The organism is Salegentibacter maritimus, assembly GCF_016236915.1.
Lineage (GTDB): Bacteria > Bacteroidota > Bacteroidia > Flavobacteriales > Flavobacteriaceae > Salegentibacter > Salegentibacter maritimus.
Genome location: NZ_JAEHOK010000016.1, coordinates 1 through 20276, shown reverse-complemented (window position 1 = coordinate 20276; position 20276 = coordinate 1). Strand labels below are relative to the sequence as shown.

The window sequence follows — 20276 nt, the reverse complement described above, 5'->3', positions numbered from 1 at the left end:
GGTATTTTAAGATTTATATTTCCCGATTCTTTTTTATTTGTGTGAACTTAATTCTTTAGAACCCCTTATTTTTTTCAGGTTTTGTTTCATTTCTTCTGTTTTTTCAGGCATTTCAGCAGCCAGGTTTTTTGTTTCTCCGGGATCTTGTTTTAGGTTATAAAGCTGTGGTTCTTTATTAAACCCGGTTTCTATATCTACACCCCATGGCACCATTACCGGTCCTGAATGGGGCTCTATATATTTATAGTCGCCTTCAACATAAGAGAGTACATTTCTAATGGCTTGCTGTACAAGAGATTTTCTGCCATTAATATCATTTCCAAGTAAAGCCTGCCATTGATTTTGGCTGTCTATTGCACTGGTTTTTGCTACTTTTTGTCCTGTTGCAGTCGCAAACGATCTTAGGAAATCTACCTGGCTCATCAAAGCCTTTGAGGTTTGGTTCGCTGCTATTTTACCTTTCCACTGCACGATTAATGGTACTCTTGTGCCTGCTTCAAAAGTGCTGTATTTTCCACCCCTAAAGTCTCCAAAGGGATTATGAGTACCCAATCTTTCGGCGGCACCATCTACGTATCCATCATCCAGTACGGGACCGTTATCGCTGGTGAAAATTATCATGGTATTTTCCTCTAGTTTTAATTCCTGAAGTTTCTTCTGGATGGCACCTACCGTATAATCCAGTTGAACAATTACATCACCACGAGCTCCTTTTCCGGTAACACCGGCAAAACGTTCGTGGGGTACGCGGGGTACATGAATATCATGCGTTGAGAGGTAAAGGAAAAATGGAGAGTCTCTATTTTCTTCAATAAATTCAGCTGATTTTTTCACCAATTTATCAGCTATATCTTCGTCTCGCCACAGGGCATTTTCACCTCCACTCATATACCCAATTCGGCTTATTCCATTGGTAATACTCTGGTTGTGACCATGAGAATACATCATTTTTAATTGTTCGGGGTTTTTGCTTCCGGTAGGTTTATCATTAATATTTTCACGATAGCTTACGCTTATGGGATCTTCCGGATCCAGGTTGACTACCCGGTGATTTTCAACAAAAACAGTAGGAACTCTATCGCCGGTTGCAGGAAGAAGAAAGGCATAATCAAACCCTATTTCTAAGGGGCCCGGTTTAATTTCTTTATTCCAGTCGATGGGCGATTTATCCCCCAATCCAAGGTGCCATTTTCCTATTGCGGCTGTTTTGTATCCGGCTTGTTGTAAAACTCCGGGTAAGGTGGTACGTCCCGGTAAAATTAAACTGGTAGCATCTCCCGGTGCCACACCGGTGCCTTTTTTTCTCCAGGCATATTCCCCTGTGAGCATAGCGTAGCGAGAGGGGGTACAGGTGGCCGCAGTAGCATAGGCGTTGGTAAATTTTAATCCGTTTTTCGCTAAATCATCAATGTAAGGTGTTGGGATTTCACCTCCATAACTGCTAATATCTCCATAGCCGAGATCGTCGGTATAAATAAGGATAATGTTGGGTGTTTTGTTGTTTTGGCTTGTAGCCTTCAATGGTATAAGTCCCAAGAAAGTTAATAAGAAGAGATAAATACCGGTTTTTGAGTTAATTTTCATATTTGAGTTTTTTATAATAAAAGACAGGCTCATTATAAACCTGTCTTTTCCAACTAAATCAAACCTAATAGTTAATGAGCATATAATTCAAATTTTACTTATAATTTTTATAAAATCTTATTAATATTCCGCGGGAATTGCGGCCGATTTAGACCATCCCGGATTTTGATATAACACTCCATCTGCCCCCATCGAGTTTGTTAAAGTAAACTGATCTAAAGGTATCGGATTAAGATAATGTGCTTCGGGAAAGGAGTAGCCTTCATAAGCACGGTTAGAGCTTTTTATTCTAAAAGGTTGAAAATATGTTGAGCCGCCATTTTCCGGAGAATAAGATACATTTTCGCCTTCTTCTATTTGTGTGCCATAATCTTCCTCATATTTTTCCCAAAGATTGAAGCCTTCAACAATGTAGTTTTCCATAGTATCAAAAGCGCTCCATCGGTACATATCAAGTAAACGCATACCTTCAGCTATAAATTCGTTTCTGCGCTCACGTCTTATGTTGTAAAGTGTGGCATCTACACTGTTTCCGGCTGAAAATTTAGCAAGATCACGTTCCTTGTCTAAATTAGTATTGGAAATAGTTTTTTGAATATCGGTATCTACTCCGGCTCTTTCCCTTAGGCTTTTCCAATAAGCAATGGCTTTTCCGTTTAGGCTTCCTTCTTTTTCGTAAGAAGCTTCAATATAATTTAGGTATGCTTCTGCTACCCTAAAAATAGGTGTTTCGGTAGTTCCTGAGGTAGAAGATTCGGCCTGGGTAGGATCTATACTCATCCATTTTTGTAATTGATATCCGGAGGTTACACTTTGCCAACCCGAACCGGAGGTTAAATCTGGATACTCAAAAAACTCTTTTGATCCATCAGAATTTTCCTTTCTAACATCGCCTTCAGTCAATACTGAAACCTGGAGTCTTTTATCCCTGTCGGTAACTACATCTTTTAAAGTGGCATCACCTTCATAGCCAGAACCTGCTGCATAGATAGGTAATCCATTTTGCATAAGGTAAGATTCTACCAAAGATCTGGTATAACCTACGCCGCCACCGGTACGCTGTAAATAATGCGTGGCTCCGTGGCCCAGTACATTTTCAATTCCATAACTTTTATAAAAAAGTACTTCCTCTATATTTGCCAGGTTTTGAGAAATAAACATTTTCTGATAGTCTTCATACAAATTATATTTTCCGGCAACGTTATCGGCATATTCCATGGCTTTACCCAAAAAATAATCAGCTTCAGCCGAAATACTTCCGGCCGGATATGAAAAGTTGGGATGTTGAGATGATCCCGGCCAATTTGGGCCTCCGGGAACCCTTGCTGTACCCTGGTGGTATTTTAACCAGGTGCCTTCAAACAAAGCAACTCTGGAGGCTAATAATTGGGCCGCTGATTTCGAAATTCGGTTTTTTGAAACCCCATCCTGAAGTAAATCTATGGCTTTGGTAAGGTCTTCAAGAATAAAACGGGCAACTTCATTTCTGGGTTGGCGTTCACTGGCTAAAATAAGGCTCTCCAAATCATCTGGTAACACTTCCTTTATAATAGGAAAATCCCCAAATGCCTGTAGTTTATTAAAGTAAAACCAGGCTCTAAAAAAGTAGTTTTCCCCACGATATTGCTGTACTTGGGCGTTTTCATCATCTAAGGCATTTGCAGCGATACGTTTTTCTATAGTTTCAATAAAATAATTGGTTTCCCTAATATTTGAAAAATTCCAATCTTTTAAACCATTTCCGGCCGAAGAAGGTACTAGTTTATAATCCTTTAATAAATTCTCTTCTTCAAAAGGGCCAATTAAATCATCGCTATTCCTATCGGTAGCATAGAGTGAATTTCGACCGTATTCTGAGTTTACATCAAAGGAAGTGTAGAATTTATTAACAAAAAGTTCCAGGTCTGAAGGCTTATTAAAATAAGCTTCTTCAGATAGAAAATCTTCAGGTTCGCGTTCTAAATAATCTTCGCAGCTTTGTGTTAATATACTTGTGGCAAGTACAGTAAATACAAAAAATATTCTTTTCATCTGTTTATAATTTTAATCCCTATTTGGGAATTCATCACAGGGTAAAACTTCCCTGCGCGTTGCTATTTTTTTGCGTCCAGCATAGGCTAGATTCTTTTTCCTCATTATTTAAAAAGTCACATTTATTCCGGTTGAAAAAGTAGCAGACATAGGATATGTTTTTCCACTTCCATTAATCAGGTCCTGAATGCCCTCAGGGTCAAACATGCGTAAATTGGTATGGGTGTAAATATTCTCTCCGGAGATATATAACCTTAGATTTTGAAACCCCCAGCTTTTTAAAATTTGCTCTGGTAGGTTAAATCCTATTTGCACATTTTTTAACCTAATGTAAGAGGCATCCTGTAAGAAATGGGTTTGGGGCTTATAGTTTTTATCGCCAATAAAGGGGCGGGGATAATAAGCATCTAGATTTTCACCCAAATCGGCCCCAAAAGCTCTAAAGTAATCTAAATGGGAAGCATAAGGAGATACCTGCCATTGGTTGATTCCAGGATAGAAAGCACCACCTGATAATAGCACATCACGCTTGCCAACACCCTGCACAAAAGCCCTAAAATCGAATGCCTTGTACTGAAAACCTAAATTAACACCAAAGGTATATCTGGGCGTACTATTACCAATTCTGGTTAAATCGCCTCTATCGTCTAGTTTACGGGCACCAGCATCTACAAGGTTATCCCCATTTAAATCTTTATATTTCATATCGCCACCGGCCCAATTAGATCCGAAATTAGGTTTGTTTCCAGCCAACCATTCGTTCATTTCCAAATCGGATTGTGCGATTCCTGCCGATTCGTAACCCCATATCTCACCAATGGTTTTTCCTTTGTAGAACTGATCTCTACCATTCACCATAATAATCTTATCTGGGTTGCTATATTCGGTAACTTCAGATTGAACATCACTTAGTACGAAATTGGCGTTATAAGAAAAGTCTTCATTAATTCTGTCTTTCCATCCTACAGAAAGTTCCCAACCTTTCGAAACCAATTCGGCATTGTTTGTTCTTGGTACTACGGTTCCAAAAGTTCCCGGTTTAAGTGGGGCAGGGCCTACCATATCTTTGGTTTTTCTTTCAAAGATATCGGCAGAGGCCGTTAGGCGGTTATTAAATGCAGCTATATCAAAACCATAGTTGAAACTTATAATTTTTTCCCAGGTAATAGAACTACTGAAAGGCCTTGGAGCGTAAATAGAGGAGGGGACATTGGCGTTTACAATCCAGTTACCATTTTGAATGCTCATATTTTGGAAATAAGGATAGAAGCTATTGGTATTTTGGTTTCCTAACATACCCCATGATCCCCTAAGCTTTAGTTCTGAAACTTTTCGTTTAAAGTCTCCCCAAAATGCTTCTTTTGCAATATTCCATCCTGCAGAAAAAGAGGGGAAGTAACCCCAACGCTCGTCTGATGGGAAACGCGAAGCCCCGTCTGCCCTAAAGTTGGCTTCAACCAAATAGCGTTGTTTATAATCGTAGTTTATTCTTGAAAATACCCCAACGTTACTCCAGGTGCCTTTAGATTCGAAAAGATATTTTTCGCCGTTTTGAGATATAAAAGGAGTATCGTCAGACTCAATATTATCGGTACCTAACTGGGTGAAATGCGATTGATAAAGCTCACTTTGCGTTCCTAAAAGAAAGGTGAAGTTATGATCGCCAAGAGAAGTTTCGTAATCTGAATAGAAGTTAAAACCATAGTAATTTACCTGGCCGTTGTTTACCTGGTAGTAATTTTGCCCCGGTGCTGTAATAGCCGTTATTCCCCAATCTCTTGTTTGGATATTTGGAACATATCCAGAAAATACCGGGATATACTCGCTTTCTCCTGTAGGTTGAATTACCGATATTTTTGCGATATGTTTGGTGTCGTCGTGGTTTTCTATCCTGGAATTTACCTGTCCATAAATCTTCCAATCCTTAATTGGTTCGTAGGTTAACTGTAGCGTGTTGTAGAAATAATCGGTTTGTTCTTTAAACCTTCCGCCATCGGTAAGCTGTTGTACCATAGAGTTTTCCATGTATTCCCCATAAGGAGTAAAAAGCGGGCTTGTAGGAACAGACCTGGATAAGTTATGATAAAAACGTGACCCCTGAGCCGTTGGTCTATCCTGATTTTTACGCATGAATCTTGTGTTTAAGCTTAAATCGAATTTATCGCTTAGTTCTGCATTTATTTTGGCATTAAATGAAAAACGGTCAAACTTTTCATCAGAATAATGGAATATCCCTTCCTGTGTTAAAAAGTTCGCTGAGGTATAATAGGTTATTTTTTCACTACCTCCATTTACGCTTAAGTTATGTTCCTGCCCCAGGCTAAAGTCTTTTAAATGTATATCGTACCAATCTTCATCTCCATAAGCAGCTCTGTTTAGTGTCCAATTGGTTCCACTTGAGTTTGGTTCGGTACCAAAAGCTAAATCTCCATTTCTATAGCTTTTAATAAGATCTATCCTGTTTTCATTATAAATGGGGTTTCTACCTGTATTCACATAAAGGTCGTTCAGCATATAGGCATATTCCAGAGAATTCATTCGTTCCGGAATATTTACAGGAACTTTATACCTAAAGTTGGTAGCATAGTTAATACGGGTTTTGCCTTCGCTTCCCTCTTTTGTAGTTACCAGTATTACTCCAAAAGGAGCACGAGACCCATAAATAGAAGCTGCTGCAGCATCTTTTAAGACCGAAATATTCTTAATATCATTAGGGTTAATGGTATTTAGGTCACCTTCAATGCCATCAATAAGTATTAGTGGGCTACCGGAGGAGCCTTCGCCAATGGTACCTATACCTCTAATATTAATATCCAGGTTTCCATCTAATTCCCCTCCGGCATCTGTACTAATGTTTAAACCGGCAACCGCACCTTGTAAGGCCTTATCGGCATTTAATACCGGCCTGGATTCAAATACTTCTTCTCCAACCTGGCTTACAGCTCCTGTTAAATTTTCCTTTTTCTTTTTGCCAAAACCAACTACTACCACTTCCTCTAATTCGCTTTGCGATGTTTTCAAGGAAATATTTTGCACCACATTAGTTTGACTGTTTATGGGTGTAGATTGTGTTTCGAAAGAGATATAACTAAATACCAGCATAACATCCTGTGCAGCCGGAATATTGATGTTGTAATTTCCATCAAAATCGGTGCTGGTCCCATTATTAGTTCCTTTTTGTATAATGGTAACACCGGGTAATGGTATTCCTTCACTATCGGTAACTGTTCCTGAAACTTTAATTTTTTGATCTTGAGCATAGGAAAGCCCTATCAGGAAAAAACAGGCCATGGTAAGCCATAATTTTTTATTAAAATTCATCTTCAATATTTTATGGTTTTAAAGTGGCTGTCTGAAAAGTTCTTCAAATCGTCATCCTGAATTTATTTCAGGGTATAAAACATTGATAATCAAAATGTCTTAGGAGCTGAAACAAGTTCAGCTTGACGAAACTAGATATTATAGACAGCCTCTTTATTTATTTTTATTAATAGAATTTTCCGTCGTGCCCGTTTTGAGACGAGGCATTAAAATTATCGTTGGTGTAAACCCGTATCCAATCCAGCTCCATAAAGGCTTCTTCGCCGGCAGCCATATTTGGCATTTCACCAGACCAACCACCTATACCGGGAGTTATAATCATCATCATCCCGGCCGGGTTGTCCCAGGGCCAGTCGTTATTGCCACCGTCTCCTTTTTTGTGTTCAAAATATTGGTACCCGTTAATACCCCCAATTATTTTATCATCTAAAACCTCCATCCAGAAAATGTTCCATTTGGTTTCATCTGGTAAGTTTACACTGGCAGTTTCGGCATTACCGGTCTTTGCAGAGAAGTTTTTAGTGTGCAGGGAGAAGTGAGCTTGATTTTTGAATGGACTTTCCATAAGGTCTATCTCTCCGTTATCTGGCCAAGGAATTCCCTGACCATCGTAGTTACTTTGTCCCATAAACCATAAAGCTTCATTAAATCCCTGGTGACCAGAAGATTTATATCTTACTTCAACTCGCATGTTGGTTGTAAACTTTACCCATTTCACACCACCCTGGTCGTAACGTTTACTATATAATGGTGCAGTTTCATATTCTGCGACATCCCCATGAATATTTGTAGTAGGACTAGCTAATTTTCTGGTTTTAATTTTTAAAGTTCCATCTTTTACTACTTTCATATCACCATTAAAGACAGCATTTTGAATACCTCCTTTGGTATTAAAGTTCCAAAACCCGGTAGCATTATCTGTAAATTCATGGGCATTCCAAAATGTCCATTTTTCCTGAGATGGATGTGCTACACCACGATCTAAACCAATTTGAGCCGCGGTTTTAGAAGGAACGCTATACACTAAAGACTCATCATTCATGGGGTGTAAACCTTGCTTAATAGCTATTTCAGTTTTTACTTCGGGATCGTCTGCTTTCTGAATTTCAATGACACCAGATACAGATTCAAAACTCATATTTTCGGTTGCGTTAACCTTAATCTTTATTGGAGTAGCCGTAGCCATTCCGCTTTCATTTTCAATAATTACAAATCTAGAATCTTTTGAAACTGCTTTCCAGGCAACATTAGATGAGGTAAGCTCTATTTCAAAAACCTGGTTTTTACCATCTATTTCTATAATGTTATTCTTTACAGCAATTTCTGAAGCGGTTTGCCCTAATTGTTCAATGCTATAGCTAGCCGTAACTTCTTCGTTAGGTTCTTTCCCTGAAAAACTAATTTCTATATTTCGTTTTTCGGTTGTTGTATTGGCCGGATATTCTACTGTTATTTTTTGAATATCTTCACTACCGGTTCCTTCGGAAGGATTTAATATTACCCCTTCTATATTAGAAGTAGCCTGCCAGTCTATATTTGAAGTAAGTGATACTTCCAGGCTTCCTTTGTTCGCTTCAACTGTTTTGTTAGAATTTTCTAAACTTAGTTTCGGCTCTATTTTTTCTTTTGCTTTTTGAGAAATTTTTAGCCATACTTTTTCTATGGCATTTTCATTGGCCAGCATAAAAGAAATAGAATCGGTTCTTATAGTGTCGGTAGGGTTTTCTTTAAGACTTAATTTAATTTCGTGCTCCCCGGCATCACCACTTTCCGGATCTAAGCTGAGCCAGTTTGCGTCTTCAGCTTTGTTCGAAATCCATTTCTCCATAGCTTCCAGAGTAAATTCCAAATCGGTAGCTTCGGCAGCAACCTCAGTAAATTCCTGTGTAGAAATAGACAATTCCCTTCCACGTTGTTTAATTTCAAGGCTATCTTTAAATTCAAATGCATTAAGGTACACCCATGTAGACCTATCGCCCACCGTATTGTTATCTTTAACCTGAATGGTAGCCTCGCCACTTCCGGTACCTTTGCTAGGTTGAATAGATACCCAATCCATATTAGACTCCTTTTCTATATTCCAGTAGGAATTAGTTTCAATATCAATCTTAAGGGAATCGGTTTTATTTTCCAGAATTCCCTCATCAAAATAACGAGTACTAAAATTGAAGAACGGTTCTCGAGATATAGAAGAATCTTTATCGTCGCTACTACAGGCTAGAAAGAAACTACCCGAAATTCCGAGACAAATAATTAACTTAAATGGTAATTGTAATTTCATACTTTTTGAAATTTTGTTATTAAATCAATTTTTTAAAACCAAATGGTTCTATTTTTTGAGAGCATTTATAAGAAGAACAGAAAACCTAAAAATCCTTATACACTAAATCGTTTTCGTTTTCTTAATAATGATCAATTACTTGACGAATATAGCAGTATGTTAAATATGTTATAGATTTTAAGGGGGTACTTTTGGGTTACATTAATATTACTTTTGGGTTAATAAATTTTGTTTAAAGTGTTGTAAGTCAAAATTTTAATGCTTGTTTAGAGTGTGATATCTATTTAAATCCTTTGTTAATAGGTTACATTCATCTATTTGATTAGGTAAATTGCTTTTTTAGATTTATTACTCTAAAGTCAGGGAGGTATAGAAGAAAAAATAGCTTTTGTGGTTTTGGAAGTAGAATGGACAAAAGCTTGCTCAGATGAAATGTCTGTACTGATGTTATAATCGGGGGGAAGAAATGTATAAGATGTGAAGGATACCTATCTAGAATGCCTGGAGAGATTCAAATTTTATATTTGTGGAATATTGATGGGTAATATGTTTTATGAGTTAAGAACTAAATTAACTCGTAGTAAGCCAAAGAGGCGTTTAATAGATAGATTTTTGATTTATGAGGTATACCAGAAGTCACGATAACTATTGGGATAAACCTCGATTATCGCGTAAAAACCTGAATTTTCTATTATAGAAGAGACGTGGTATTGGCAGATAATTGTGAAATAGTAAAAATTGCTCTTAAGTGGAGATAGGATTTCTTGACAGTGTATAAATTTTAAGTCTTGCTTTTTGAGAAGTAGCGGTATAAAAAGAGGCTGCCTAAACTTAATTTAGACAGCCTCTTTTACAGATTGTACATAAGAAGATCACAGCTTATGATTAATCCCTAATGTTATTATTTAAAACTCTGCACCTGAGCCGGCATTTAAAGACCAACCTGGATTTTGATAAATTACGGAACTACCTGAAGTTTCGGTTATCAAAAAGTGTTCAACGGCAATGGGTTGTAAGTAATGAGCATAGGCCCATGAATATCCGTCACTTACAGGGTTACCCGAGCCTAAATTTATTCGGTAGGGCATAAGGTAATCACTTTCTTCACTACTTGAAACATTAGGAACCCCCGGGTCCCCCGGTTCAATTAGTGTAGAATTACCTTCGTCGTCTACATACCATTCCTGCATTGGCCCCCACAATTTAAACCCTTCAATAATGTGTGGGTTTTCTTTTAGTTGGTCCAGGGCTCTCCATCGTTTAAGATCGAATAAGCGCATTCCTTCTGCAATTAATTCACCACGTCTCTCTTTTCTAATATTATAAAGAACTGGGTCATCTAGTAATTGTCCTGCAGAGTAGGCGGCAAAATCATTTTCGGCTTCTTTAGAAATATCTGTAGCAGCTACGGTTATCGAGAAATCTGGTTCTATACCGGCTCTTTCACGAATAGCTTTCCAGTATCCGGCTGCCTTGGTATTTAGGCTACCTTCTTTTAAATAGGAAGCTTCAATATAATTTAAGTAAGCTTCAGTAGCTCTAAAAACGATACTTCCTGTAGATCCACTATTGGTTTCTACATTACTTTGAAGATAGGAAAAACCTTTTTTAATTGGGTAACCGGTAACATCTTTGGTTTCCTGTAAGTCTGTTATTTCAGGTTTTTGTATAAGAAGAGGGTCTCCATTGGTGGCGGTGGCATCGGTAAGCCTAAGTTCTCCTGGCGCTTTCATAAAAAGCTGAAGCCTTAAGTCGCGATTTTCTTTTACATCTTCAATATAATCATCGCCGGCATATCCCGAACCATCAGCATAAATTGGTAAGCCATTTCTCATTATGAAGTTATCTACAAAGCTTCTTGTATATCCTGAGTTACCCCCATATTGGTTTAAATAATGATTAACGTTGTGATTAATACCTATACTTGGGTCGTAATCTCTCCATAATAATACTTCCTGGTATTGCCCCGGATTTTCAGATCCAAACATGGTAAAATATGGATTGTTGGAGCTATTAAATGCAATGTTTTCTGCCGGAATATTTGGGGTTAAAGAAATAGCATCTGCTACGTTCGCTGATGCTTCCATCGCCTGTGAAAGAAAAAAGTCTATTTCAGCGTCAATATCTATACTAAAACCATCAATTTGTCCTGCGCCCGGCCAACCATCACCGCCCGGAACAAAAGGGGTGCCTTTATGATAGGTAAGCCAACTTCCTTCGTGCAATGCCACACGGGATTTGAAGAGGTAGGCTGCGTGTCTGGAAATTCTGTTTTTACCGTGTGGCGGCTCATTTTGCAATAGCTCAATGGCCTTGTCTAAATCAGAAAGGATAAACCTTGCCACTTCATTTCTAGGATCACGCGTTGATTCAGCAATAAGCTGCTCTAAGTTATCCTCAAGGGTGTTTTTTACGATAGGAAAGTCTCCAACCTCTTTAACTTTTTGAAAATACTCATAAGCTCTTAAAAAGTAGGCTTCACCTACGTAATGTGCAATATTGCCAGGATTACCTTTAATTTCATCTGCTTCAAATTTTGGTACTGCGTTTTCCAAAAAATAATTTAGTTGCCGAATGTTTCCAAAGTTCCAGGCCCCGCCAGATTGTGGTACGCGCCACTCACCGGGAGCCCAAATTCTACTATAACCAGAGGTAGCCTGGTTGTCGGTATGATTATCCCTACCAAAAGTTCCAATATTCCAACCACCATGAGTAGGGAAATTATACCTCGCAATGGTATAAGCAGCCAGGTCGGCTTCTCTGTTTAAATAATCGTTTGGTGTAACATCAGAGAGTGGTTCTCTGTCCAAAAAATTATCAACTTCGCAACTTGTCATAAAAACAACTGCGAATAATAAACAAACTGATTTTATATATTTTTTTGATTTCATATTTATTACTGATTAAAAGTTAACATTGAGTCCTACTGAAAGCACTTGCGAGTAAGGATAGGTTTTTCCATCGCTCCAACCTCCTAATCCAACAGATTCAGGATCAAAAATATCTATCATGTTAGAGAGGGTAAGCAAGTTTTCTCCAGAGACATATACTCTAACTCTCGAGTCGTTAAACGAATTAAAAGAATAACCAAGTTGTACATTTTTTAATCTTATATAAGAGGCATCCTGGATATAACGAGATTGAGTTTGTTGGTTTTTACCACTTCCAAAAATTGGTCTTGGATAGTATGAGTCCAGGTTAACATCGGCTAAGCCAGCCTGAACCATCTGCGAGTCTTCATTTCTAAAATAATCAAGATGCTCATTGAAACCTGCAGACTGCCACATTCCTCCGTTGGCACCCCAAAAGTAAGGGCCGTTTGGCATATAATCCCTTTTGCCGAAGCCTTCCATAAATACTCTAAAATCAAAACCTTTGTAGTCACCATTTAAATCAAGGCCAAACCTGTAGCGAGGCGTAGAATTGCCCAAAATAGTTAAGTCGCCTGTGTCCCCCAATGTACCACTACCAGAATTTACTTCTCCGTCTCCATTTAAATCGGCATACATAATATCCCCGGCTTCCCAGTTACTACCAAGTTGACTTTGGCTGGTATTGGCTAAGTGATTTTGCATTTCTTCATCGGTTTTTGCAATTCCCAGCGTGGTGTAACCCCAAATTTCGCCCATTTTTCTACCGTTGTACCAATCCCAGATATTATTTGTGGGGTTTGGATAGCTTACTACTTTTTGTTGAGAATCAGAAAGAACTCCTCTAACGCTATAATTAAAATCACCAATCTTATCTCTCCAGTTAAGTTCTAATTCAAAACCATAAGACTCCATATCGGCATTGTTAATTCGCGGTACGGCAGTTCCCAGAATAGCAGGTAGTTCAGGTGCCGGGCCTACCATATCTATGGTTTTTCTGTTGAAATATTCAGCACTTAGATTCAACCTGTTTTTTAATAGTGCCATATCCAGCCCTACATTCCAACTTGTTACTCGTTCCCAGGTTAATAAAGAGCTAACCAGGCCTGGAGCACTTGCGGTGTTTGGTCTTTCGCCGTTTAATAACCAGCTACCATTGGCCGTACCTACTGGCATAGATTGATAGAACGGATACCAATTATTGGTGTTTTGATTTCCTAATTCGCCATATGAACCTCTTAACTTAAAAAGTTGAATGGTTTTCTTCCATTTCCAAAAGTCTTCTTTTGCAACATTCCAACCGGCAGAGATAGATGGAAAAAGGTTCCAATGTTTGTCATTTATAAATCTTGAAGATCCGTCATACCTGGCATTTAATTCTAATAAATATTTTTCTCTAAAGTTATAGTTTAACCTTCCAAAAAATCCGGCTACAGACCAATGTTGGTACTGTCCTTCTGTAGCTCTACTTTCGTCTGTAGCGGTGTTTATCGTAGGTAAGTCGGGAGTGATCAATCCACTTCTTGATGCGCCTATGGTTCTATATTTAGTGACTTCAGAGTTAAAACCGGCCATCACTTTAAAATTATGATCTTCATTTAAATCAAAAGCGTAATCTGAATAAATATTTGTACTGAAATAATCTTCTTTTCTATTGTATTCGTATACAGAACTGTACCCGGGAGAATTCCATCCTACCGGAACTGGATATGGATTCCCTGCAACATCATAGCCGTATGCAGGTAAAACTTCTGCATGGTTATTAATATTGGTGATTTTATAATTCCCAATAGCGTAAATATTCCAGCCTTCAAGCGGAGTAATTGTGAACTGTCCCTGCATAAATGATTTATCTGTGAGATTATCGGTTCTTCCTCCATCTTCTAACTGAATTATTTCTCCAGAGGAATCAGTAAAATATCCATTAGGATCCCTTACAGGAACAGTAGGCCATCTACGGGCAATATTATGATAGAAAAGACCACCTTGTTGGGTAGGTTTATTATAGTTTTTTCTTGAAAAACGAGTACTATAATTAAACTTGACGTGTTTTGATATTTCGGTACTCAATTTTCCCGTAAAATCATATTCATCTAGCCTGTCTTCGCCATACGCTAACAAACCACCTTGATCTACCAATCTTGCTGAAGTGTAATATGTTGTTTTTTCAGAACCTCCGCTAAGGCTTAAGTTGTGTTCCTGGGAAAAGGCAAAATCTTTGTAAAGTTCATCAAACCAATCTGTATTAGCATTGGATCCGGTATAATATTGGTATCTGTCTCCGGCCGCATTTGGTACTGTTCCAAAATCTATTTCTCCTGCCTGATATTGAACAATTCTGTCAATAACTTCTTGAGAAAAAGGAGGAGCCTGTCCTGAATTGCCGGCAGCCTCATTCCAATATAAAGCAAATGTATGAGAGTCCATCATTTCTGGAACTTGTATGGGCGAAGTGAACCTGAAATTGTTTGAGTAGGTTATTCTGGGTGCACCAGATTGCCCTTCTTTAGTGGTTACTAAAATAACACCAAAGGCCGCCCTGGAGCCATAAACTGCTGATGCAGCAGCGTCTTTTAAAACAGTGATCGACTCTATATTTTGTGGGTTAATTGCGTCTAACGATGCTTCCATCCCGTCTACTAAAACCAAAGGAGCAGAATTAGATCCCGAACCAATAGTACCGGCCCCTCGTATATTAAAATTAAGTCCGGAGTTTAATTCTCCCCCAAGACCTGAGGTTTGAAAATTTAGACCCGGTACAACTCCCTGAAGCATCTGACTTACTTTTGGAACAGGTCTTGACTGTAATACATCAGAGTCAACTGTGGTCACGGCTCCGGTAAGGTTAGCTTTTTTCTGGGTACCGTATCCTACCACCACCACTTCTTGTAGTGCAGCGGCTTCTGTTTGCAGTTGTATGTTTAGGTTGGTTCTGCCTTCTACAGGAACTTCTTTAGTAGCATATCCAATATAAGAAATATTTAAAATTGCATTAGCAGGGACTTCAATACTAAATTCACCGTCAAAGTTGGTCATAACCCCATTGCTGGTTCCTTTTTGTATAATGTTGGCGCTTGGAATAGGTATTCCGGTTTCAGTTTCGGTCACTATGCCTTTAACTGTTATGGATTCTTGCGCGAATAAAAACGATTGGCATGATAGGAGTATCATGCAAAAAGTAAAAATTTTTTTCATTATTTAATTTTTATTGGTTTGTAGTTAGTTAACTCTTTTTTTATAGAGTTGGTAAAGTTTTAATAGCTTGAGTTTTGTTTACATATTTGCCTGGTTTTGTTTGTGAAAAAATGACTGGTTTTAAGATTAGAAAAGAGATTTTGAAGGTGTTTTTTGCTTCTAAATGCTAAATATTTTAACGAGATCGTTTTCGTACATAACAATTTCTTAACGAAATTATAAATATGTTAAATAATTTTATACTTTGCAGGAGTACATTTGGGTTACATTAATATTACTTTTAGGTTATCGTATTTTTGTAAGTGTCTGTAAATAAGTTTAATATGATTTTTGTTGATTTTTGGCTTTTAAAAAAAATATTATTGAAAGGGTACATTTTCAAAATGTTAAGACTTTTATTGCTTCTCATCTTATTCTTTTCTAATCTAATGATGATGTATGCCCAGGAACCTGTTTTACAGTTTAAACATTTAGATATAAGCGATGGGTTTTCTGATAATAGAATAAACCGCGTGGTACAGGATGGGAATGGGGTTATTTGGGCAGCTACAAGGTTGGGTATAAACAGGTATGATGGTGAAAAAATAAGAACCTATATTTTAGGCGAGAATATTTCAATTTTTGATTTGCAGGTTGTGGATAATTCCAAAATACTGTTAGCTACCAGTAGCGGGCTCTATACCCATAAAAGGGAGGACGATCGTTTTGAATATTATGATGCAGAGGGAAGTACAATTAAAAAGAACCAGGCAATCTTTAGTATCTCAACTAGCGATTCCCTTGATTTTTGGATTGGGGGGAGTGGAGATCAGCTTTATTATGTAAAGGACACCGAAAATATAATCCATTTTGATGCATATAAGCTTAATAAGAATTTTCCCAATACTATTTTAACTTCTTTATTACAGGTAGATAATAACAATTTATGGATAGGTACTAGCAGCGGCGAAGTTTGGCATTTTAACGTTAAAGAAAATGAATTAAAGCCATTACCCAAATTGAATAACTCTTTTGCTGTAAATGATCTTGCTTTAGACAGCCTTTCACAGCTATGGATCGCAACTGGCGGAAATGGACTTTTTAAATATAATTTAAAGTCTGAAACGCTAGAGCATTACAGAGCCAATTCAAAGGAAGGGGAGAGTGTAAACAACAATATCATACTTGCTTTATACAAGGGGGAAAACCATAGAATTTATATTGGCACCGATGGCGGAGGAATTAATTTATACCAGCCTCAACAGGATAACTTTATTTATTTAAAACAGAAACCGGGAGAATGGGGGCTAAGTGATAATTCAGTTATTTGCTTCGGAAAAGGCTTACATAATACAGTTTTGGCCGGTACAGTACACGGTGGAATTAGCTATTTTAAGGATAGGATTAAGGTATATAATGTTCCTCCAGAAGAACTGGCATTCGGTAAGGATAAACAGGGATCTAGAATATTGGAAGATTCAGAAGATATGCTTTGGATATCAGCAGGAAGAAATGGATTACGAAAATATAACCCCAGAACGGGAGACCTGGAAATTTTTATAGATGATAGGGAAAACGAGAATGATTTAAGTGGAGACATTGTTTTATCTATGAAAGAAGATAAGGAAAGGAGAATATGGGTAGGTACGCTTAGGGGAGGTTTAAATGTCTACGATAAAAAGAAAAAAGCATTTTTAACTTTTCCCGAACAAAAAGAATTAAAGTCTATTTACGCAATTGAGGAAGATACAAAGAATAGAATGTGGGTTGGTACTGGAAACGGTATTTTTATTTTTAATAGAGACCTGGAGGTTTTAAAAAAAATAAATACTTCCAATTCAAAGGGTTTAAGCGACAATACGGTTATTAGTATTTATAAAGATGCCAAAGGCGAAATGTGGGTAGGAACACAAAACGGACTTAATCTTCTATCGGCAAAGGGGGAGCATCTACAAGTATTTAAGTTTTCAAAATCTGATAGTACAAGTTTAAGCTCTAATCATATTCTATCCATAAATGAAGGCCCTGACTTATCGGTTTATGTAGGGACTTATGGTTTCGGATTAAATAGGTATTCCAGAAGAAATAAAACCTTTGAAAGAATTGGAGAGCAAGAAGGTTTACAGGGAAAAATAGTTAGAGGTATTCTTACAGATGAACATAAAAATGTATGGCTTAGTACTAATCTTGGTTTAAGTAGAATAAAAGATAGCGTTATAAGAAATTTTGGAATACAGGAAGGAATTCCACCATTTCATGGAGGGCAGGCAAGTTATAGTAGCACTGGCCGTATTTATTTTGCTGGAAATGAGGGTTTATCATATTTTAATCCTGAAAGTATGGAAGATGAAATATCTAAACCACAGGTTTTCTTCACCAGTTTTACAATAGTTGAAGAAGATGGGATAAGAGAGATTGATCCTGCCGTTTTTAGACATAATAAAGAAGCCGGCGTTTTAAGGCTTAAGCCAGGTTATAGTCTTTTTACTGTTAATTTTTCCAGTTCTAATTACTTTGATCAGGAAGGCACTGAATATTTCTATAAGTTAGAGGGCTCCAATAACCAATGGCATTCATTAAATAAACGCAAATCACTTACTTTTTCTAATCTTGCTCCGGGAGATTACACATTACACGTAGCTGCACGAACAGATACAGGTGAGCTATCACAGGAAGAAGCCAATATTCAAATTAAAGTTTTGCCTTCTTTTTTTCAAAGGCGTTTAGTACAGGCCTTATTGGTGCTTTTTATTGGATTAATAATACTTTTTATTGCACAATGGCGTCATAGAAATATTATTAAACAAAGAGATAAGCTTAAAAAAATAGTTGCACTTAGGACCAAAGAAGTTGAAAAAGAAAAAGACAGAGCCTATAAAAATGAACTTGATTTATTGGAAACCGAAAGGCAAAATGAACTGCTTAAACAAAAAAGGCTTAGTGATGAATTACATTTTAAAACCGAAGAACTTACCAACAGTACACTTAGAACTGTACATAAAAACAATTTATTGGTAGAAATAAAAGAAAAGTTTGTCGCCGAAGAAAAAAAAGACCCCCAGAATAAAGAATTTCTTAAAAATATTATCGAGAAAATAGAAGATAGTCTTGCCATAGATACCGAGTGGAAACAATTTTACCACATTTTTAACCAGGTGCACCCGGGATTTATACCAAGTTTAAAAGAAGAGAATCCCTCGCTTACCGATAGGGAGTTACGACTGTGTGCCCTCATAAAATTAAACTTTCCTTCGCAGCAAATAGCTACTTTGTTTGGGATCTCCTTAAACTCTATAAAAGTTGCCCGGCATCGGTTAAGAAAAAAACTGAATATGGAAGAAGGTAGCTCTTTTGAAGAATTTTTTGAGTCGAAGGGGCTTTAGTGCTTAGCCTTGTCTTTAAATTGAAAAGGTTTTCAGAAAGGTTTCAATCGATTTTTTGTGTGGTTTTTTGCTCAATATTAATGATATAAACAATCAGGTTGAAAAGAGATAAAATTATAGGGTTGAATCTTTTATAAAGAAACTATTTTCTAGTATTAAATGGGGGATTTCCCCAGTGGTATTTGAGGTTTATTAGCTGTAAATTAAGGATGAATTTTAGTTAGGATTTATTTTATAAAGTATGATGCAAAATTACTTTAAGAGTAAAAGATAGAAATTTTACAATCTCAAAATGGGTCTGTAAATTAAACTCTGTCTGATGTTTCAATTCCTCTGGGGCTAGCCCCAGAGGAATTGGCGTTTATGTCCAGCGGTATCCGGTCTCCAAATTTAATATAAAATTGCTGAATCGTAAGGCTCCAATTATGCAAAGGAGCGGTCCATTTCTTCTCAATGTTTCGTGTGGCCAGGTAGACTAGCTTTAGCAGCGACATATCAGTGGTGAAAGCACCCTTGGTTTTGGTAACTTTCCGGATTTGCCGATGGAAGCCCTCTACGGCATTAGTGGTGTAAATAATCTTCCTAATGGGTTCTGTATACTCAAAATACTGGGATAGCTGTTCCCAGTTACGCTGCCAACTTTCAATAACTACAGGATATTTATTACCCCATTTCCCTTCCAGGTTCAATAGCTCATCTTCGGCTACATCTTTAGTGACAGCCCTATAGACCTTTTTCAGGTCTTTCATAAACTCTTTTTGATCTTTAGAGGCAATATACTTCAATGAATTACGGATTTGGTGTACAATACAAAGCTGAACCTGAGCCTTTGGATAAACGCTTAAGATGGCTTGTGTAAAGCCTTTGAGATTATCTGTACAGGCTATTAAGATATCCTGTAATCCACGGTTATGAAGGTCGGTTAAAACCTGTAGCCAGAAATTAGCACCTTCGCTCTCAGAGATATACATCCCCAGGATTTCCTTTTTCCCTTCTTTGGTAATACCCAGGATGTTATAAAGTGCTTTGTGGGCAATCTTTCCATCCACTTTAACTTTATAATGCATGGCATCAAGCCAAACAATACAGTAAAGGGGTTCTAAAGGACGACTTTGCCAGGCTTTGATATCAGGAATGATCTGATCGGTGATCTGGCTTAAAACCGTATGGGAAATATCGGTATCGTACATTTCTTTGATATGACCCGAGATGTCACGGTAGCTCATTCCAAGTCCATAAAGACCGATAATTTTTTCTGAAAGATTATCAGCCAGAATCGTCTGTCGCTTTTTAACCAGTTCCGGTTGGAAGCTACTTTGACGGTCTTCAGGGGTTTCAATGTCAAAAGAGCCAAAGCCACTTTTAAGCTTTTTCTTTCCCTTGCCATTGCGTTTATTCCCTTTGGAGCGTTCATCACTACTTAGATGAGAGTCCATCTCTGCCTGAAGGGCCTTCTCAATAACGTTCTTGAGCATCGGTGCAAAAGCACCGTCTGCACCAAAAAGGCTTTTGCCTGACATGAACTGGTCAAGCACCTTTTTCTCGAATTCTTGTTGTTCTTTTGTTGCCATAATTCTGTATGAATGAAATTAATAAATAATTCAATTCAGACAGAGTTTATTTTACACTCTC

8 protein-coding genes are annotated in these 20276 nt (G+C 37.6%); 1 reads left to right on the top strand and 7 read right to left on the bottom strand.

All coding sequences use genetic code 11. The features are described 5' to 3' along the window. Nucleotides 1-33: 33 nt before the first annotated feature. The 6 genes from I6U49_RS12410 to I6U49_RS12385 all read right to left on the bottom strand — a co-directional run bounded on the left by I6U49_RS12410 (nt 34) and on the right by I6U49_RS12385 (nt 15258). Nucleotides 34-1584 carry a sulfatase family protein gene (locus I6U49_RS12410; RefSeq protein ID WP_198629037.1) on the bottom strand — a complete coding sequence of 517 codons (1551 nt, stop codon included), beginning with the start codon at nt 1582-1584 and terminating at the stop codon, nt 34-36. A gap of 120 nt (nt 1585-1704) precedes the next feature. After that, nucleotides 1705-3615: a RagB/SusD family nutrient uptake outer membrane protein gene (locus I6U49_RS12405; RefSeq protein WP_198629035.1), complete on the bottom strand. Its 1911-nt coding sequence runs from the start codon at nt 3613-3615 to the stop codon at nt 1705-1707. A gap of 108 nt (nt 3616-3723) precedes the next feature. Next, a complete protein-coding gene (locus I6U49_RS12400; protein ID WP_198629033.1) occupies nt 3724-6936 on the bottom strand; it encodes a SusC/RagA family TonB-linked outer membrane protein in 3213 nt (1070 codons plus the stop codon). A gap of 166 nt (nt 6937-7102) precedes the next feature. Continuing rightward, complete coding sequence (locus tag I6U49_RS12395) at nt 7103-9217, bottom strand: BACON domain-containing protein (protein ID WP_198629031.1); 2115 nt, start codon at nt 9215-9217, stop codon at nt 7103-7105. Nucleotides 9218-10122: 905 nt separating this feature from the next. Continuing rightward, nucleotides 10123-12108: a RagB/SusD family nutrient uptake outer membrane protein gene (locus I6U49_RS12390; protein WP_232804711.1), complete on the bottom strand. Its 1986-nt coding sequence runs from the start codon at nt 12106-12108 to the stop codon at nt 10123-10125. Between the two features lie 12 nt (nt 12109-12120). Beyond that, nucleotides 12121-15258 carry a SusC/RagA family TonB-linked outer membrane protein gene (locus tag I6U49_RS12385; protein ID WP_232804710.1) on the bottom strand — a complete coding sequence of 1046 codons (3138 nt, stop codon included), beginning with the start codon at nt 15256-15258 and terminating at the stop codon, nt 12121-12123. 386 nt (nt 15259-15644) lie between these two features. Here I6U49_RS12385 and I6U49_RS12380 point away from each other — a divergent pair, with 386 nt between their 5' ends. Next, nucleotides 15645-18644 (top strand): ligand-binding sensor domain-containing protein, encoded by a 3000-nt coding sequence (locus I6U49_RS12380; RefSeq protein WP_198629029.1) that lies wholly within the window; start codon nt 15645-15647, stop codon nt 18642-18644. Between the two features lie 305 nt (nt 18645-18949). On the opposite strand, the gene I6U49_RS12375 is transcribed toward I6U49_RS12380, so the two are convergent. Beyond that, the gene (locus I6U49_RS12375; protein WP_262894938.1) at nt 18950-20215 is read right to left on the bottom strand and encodes an IS256 family transposase; all 1266 of its coding nucleotides are present in this window, start codon (nt 20213-20215) and stop codon (nt 18950-18952) included. Nucleotides 20216-20276 lie beyond the last annotated feature (61 nt).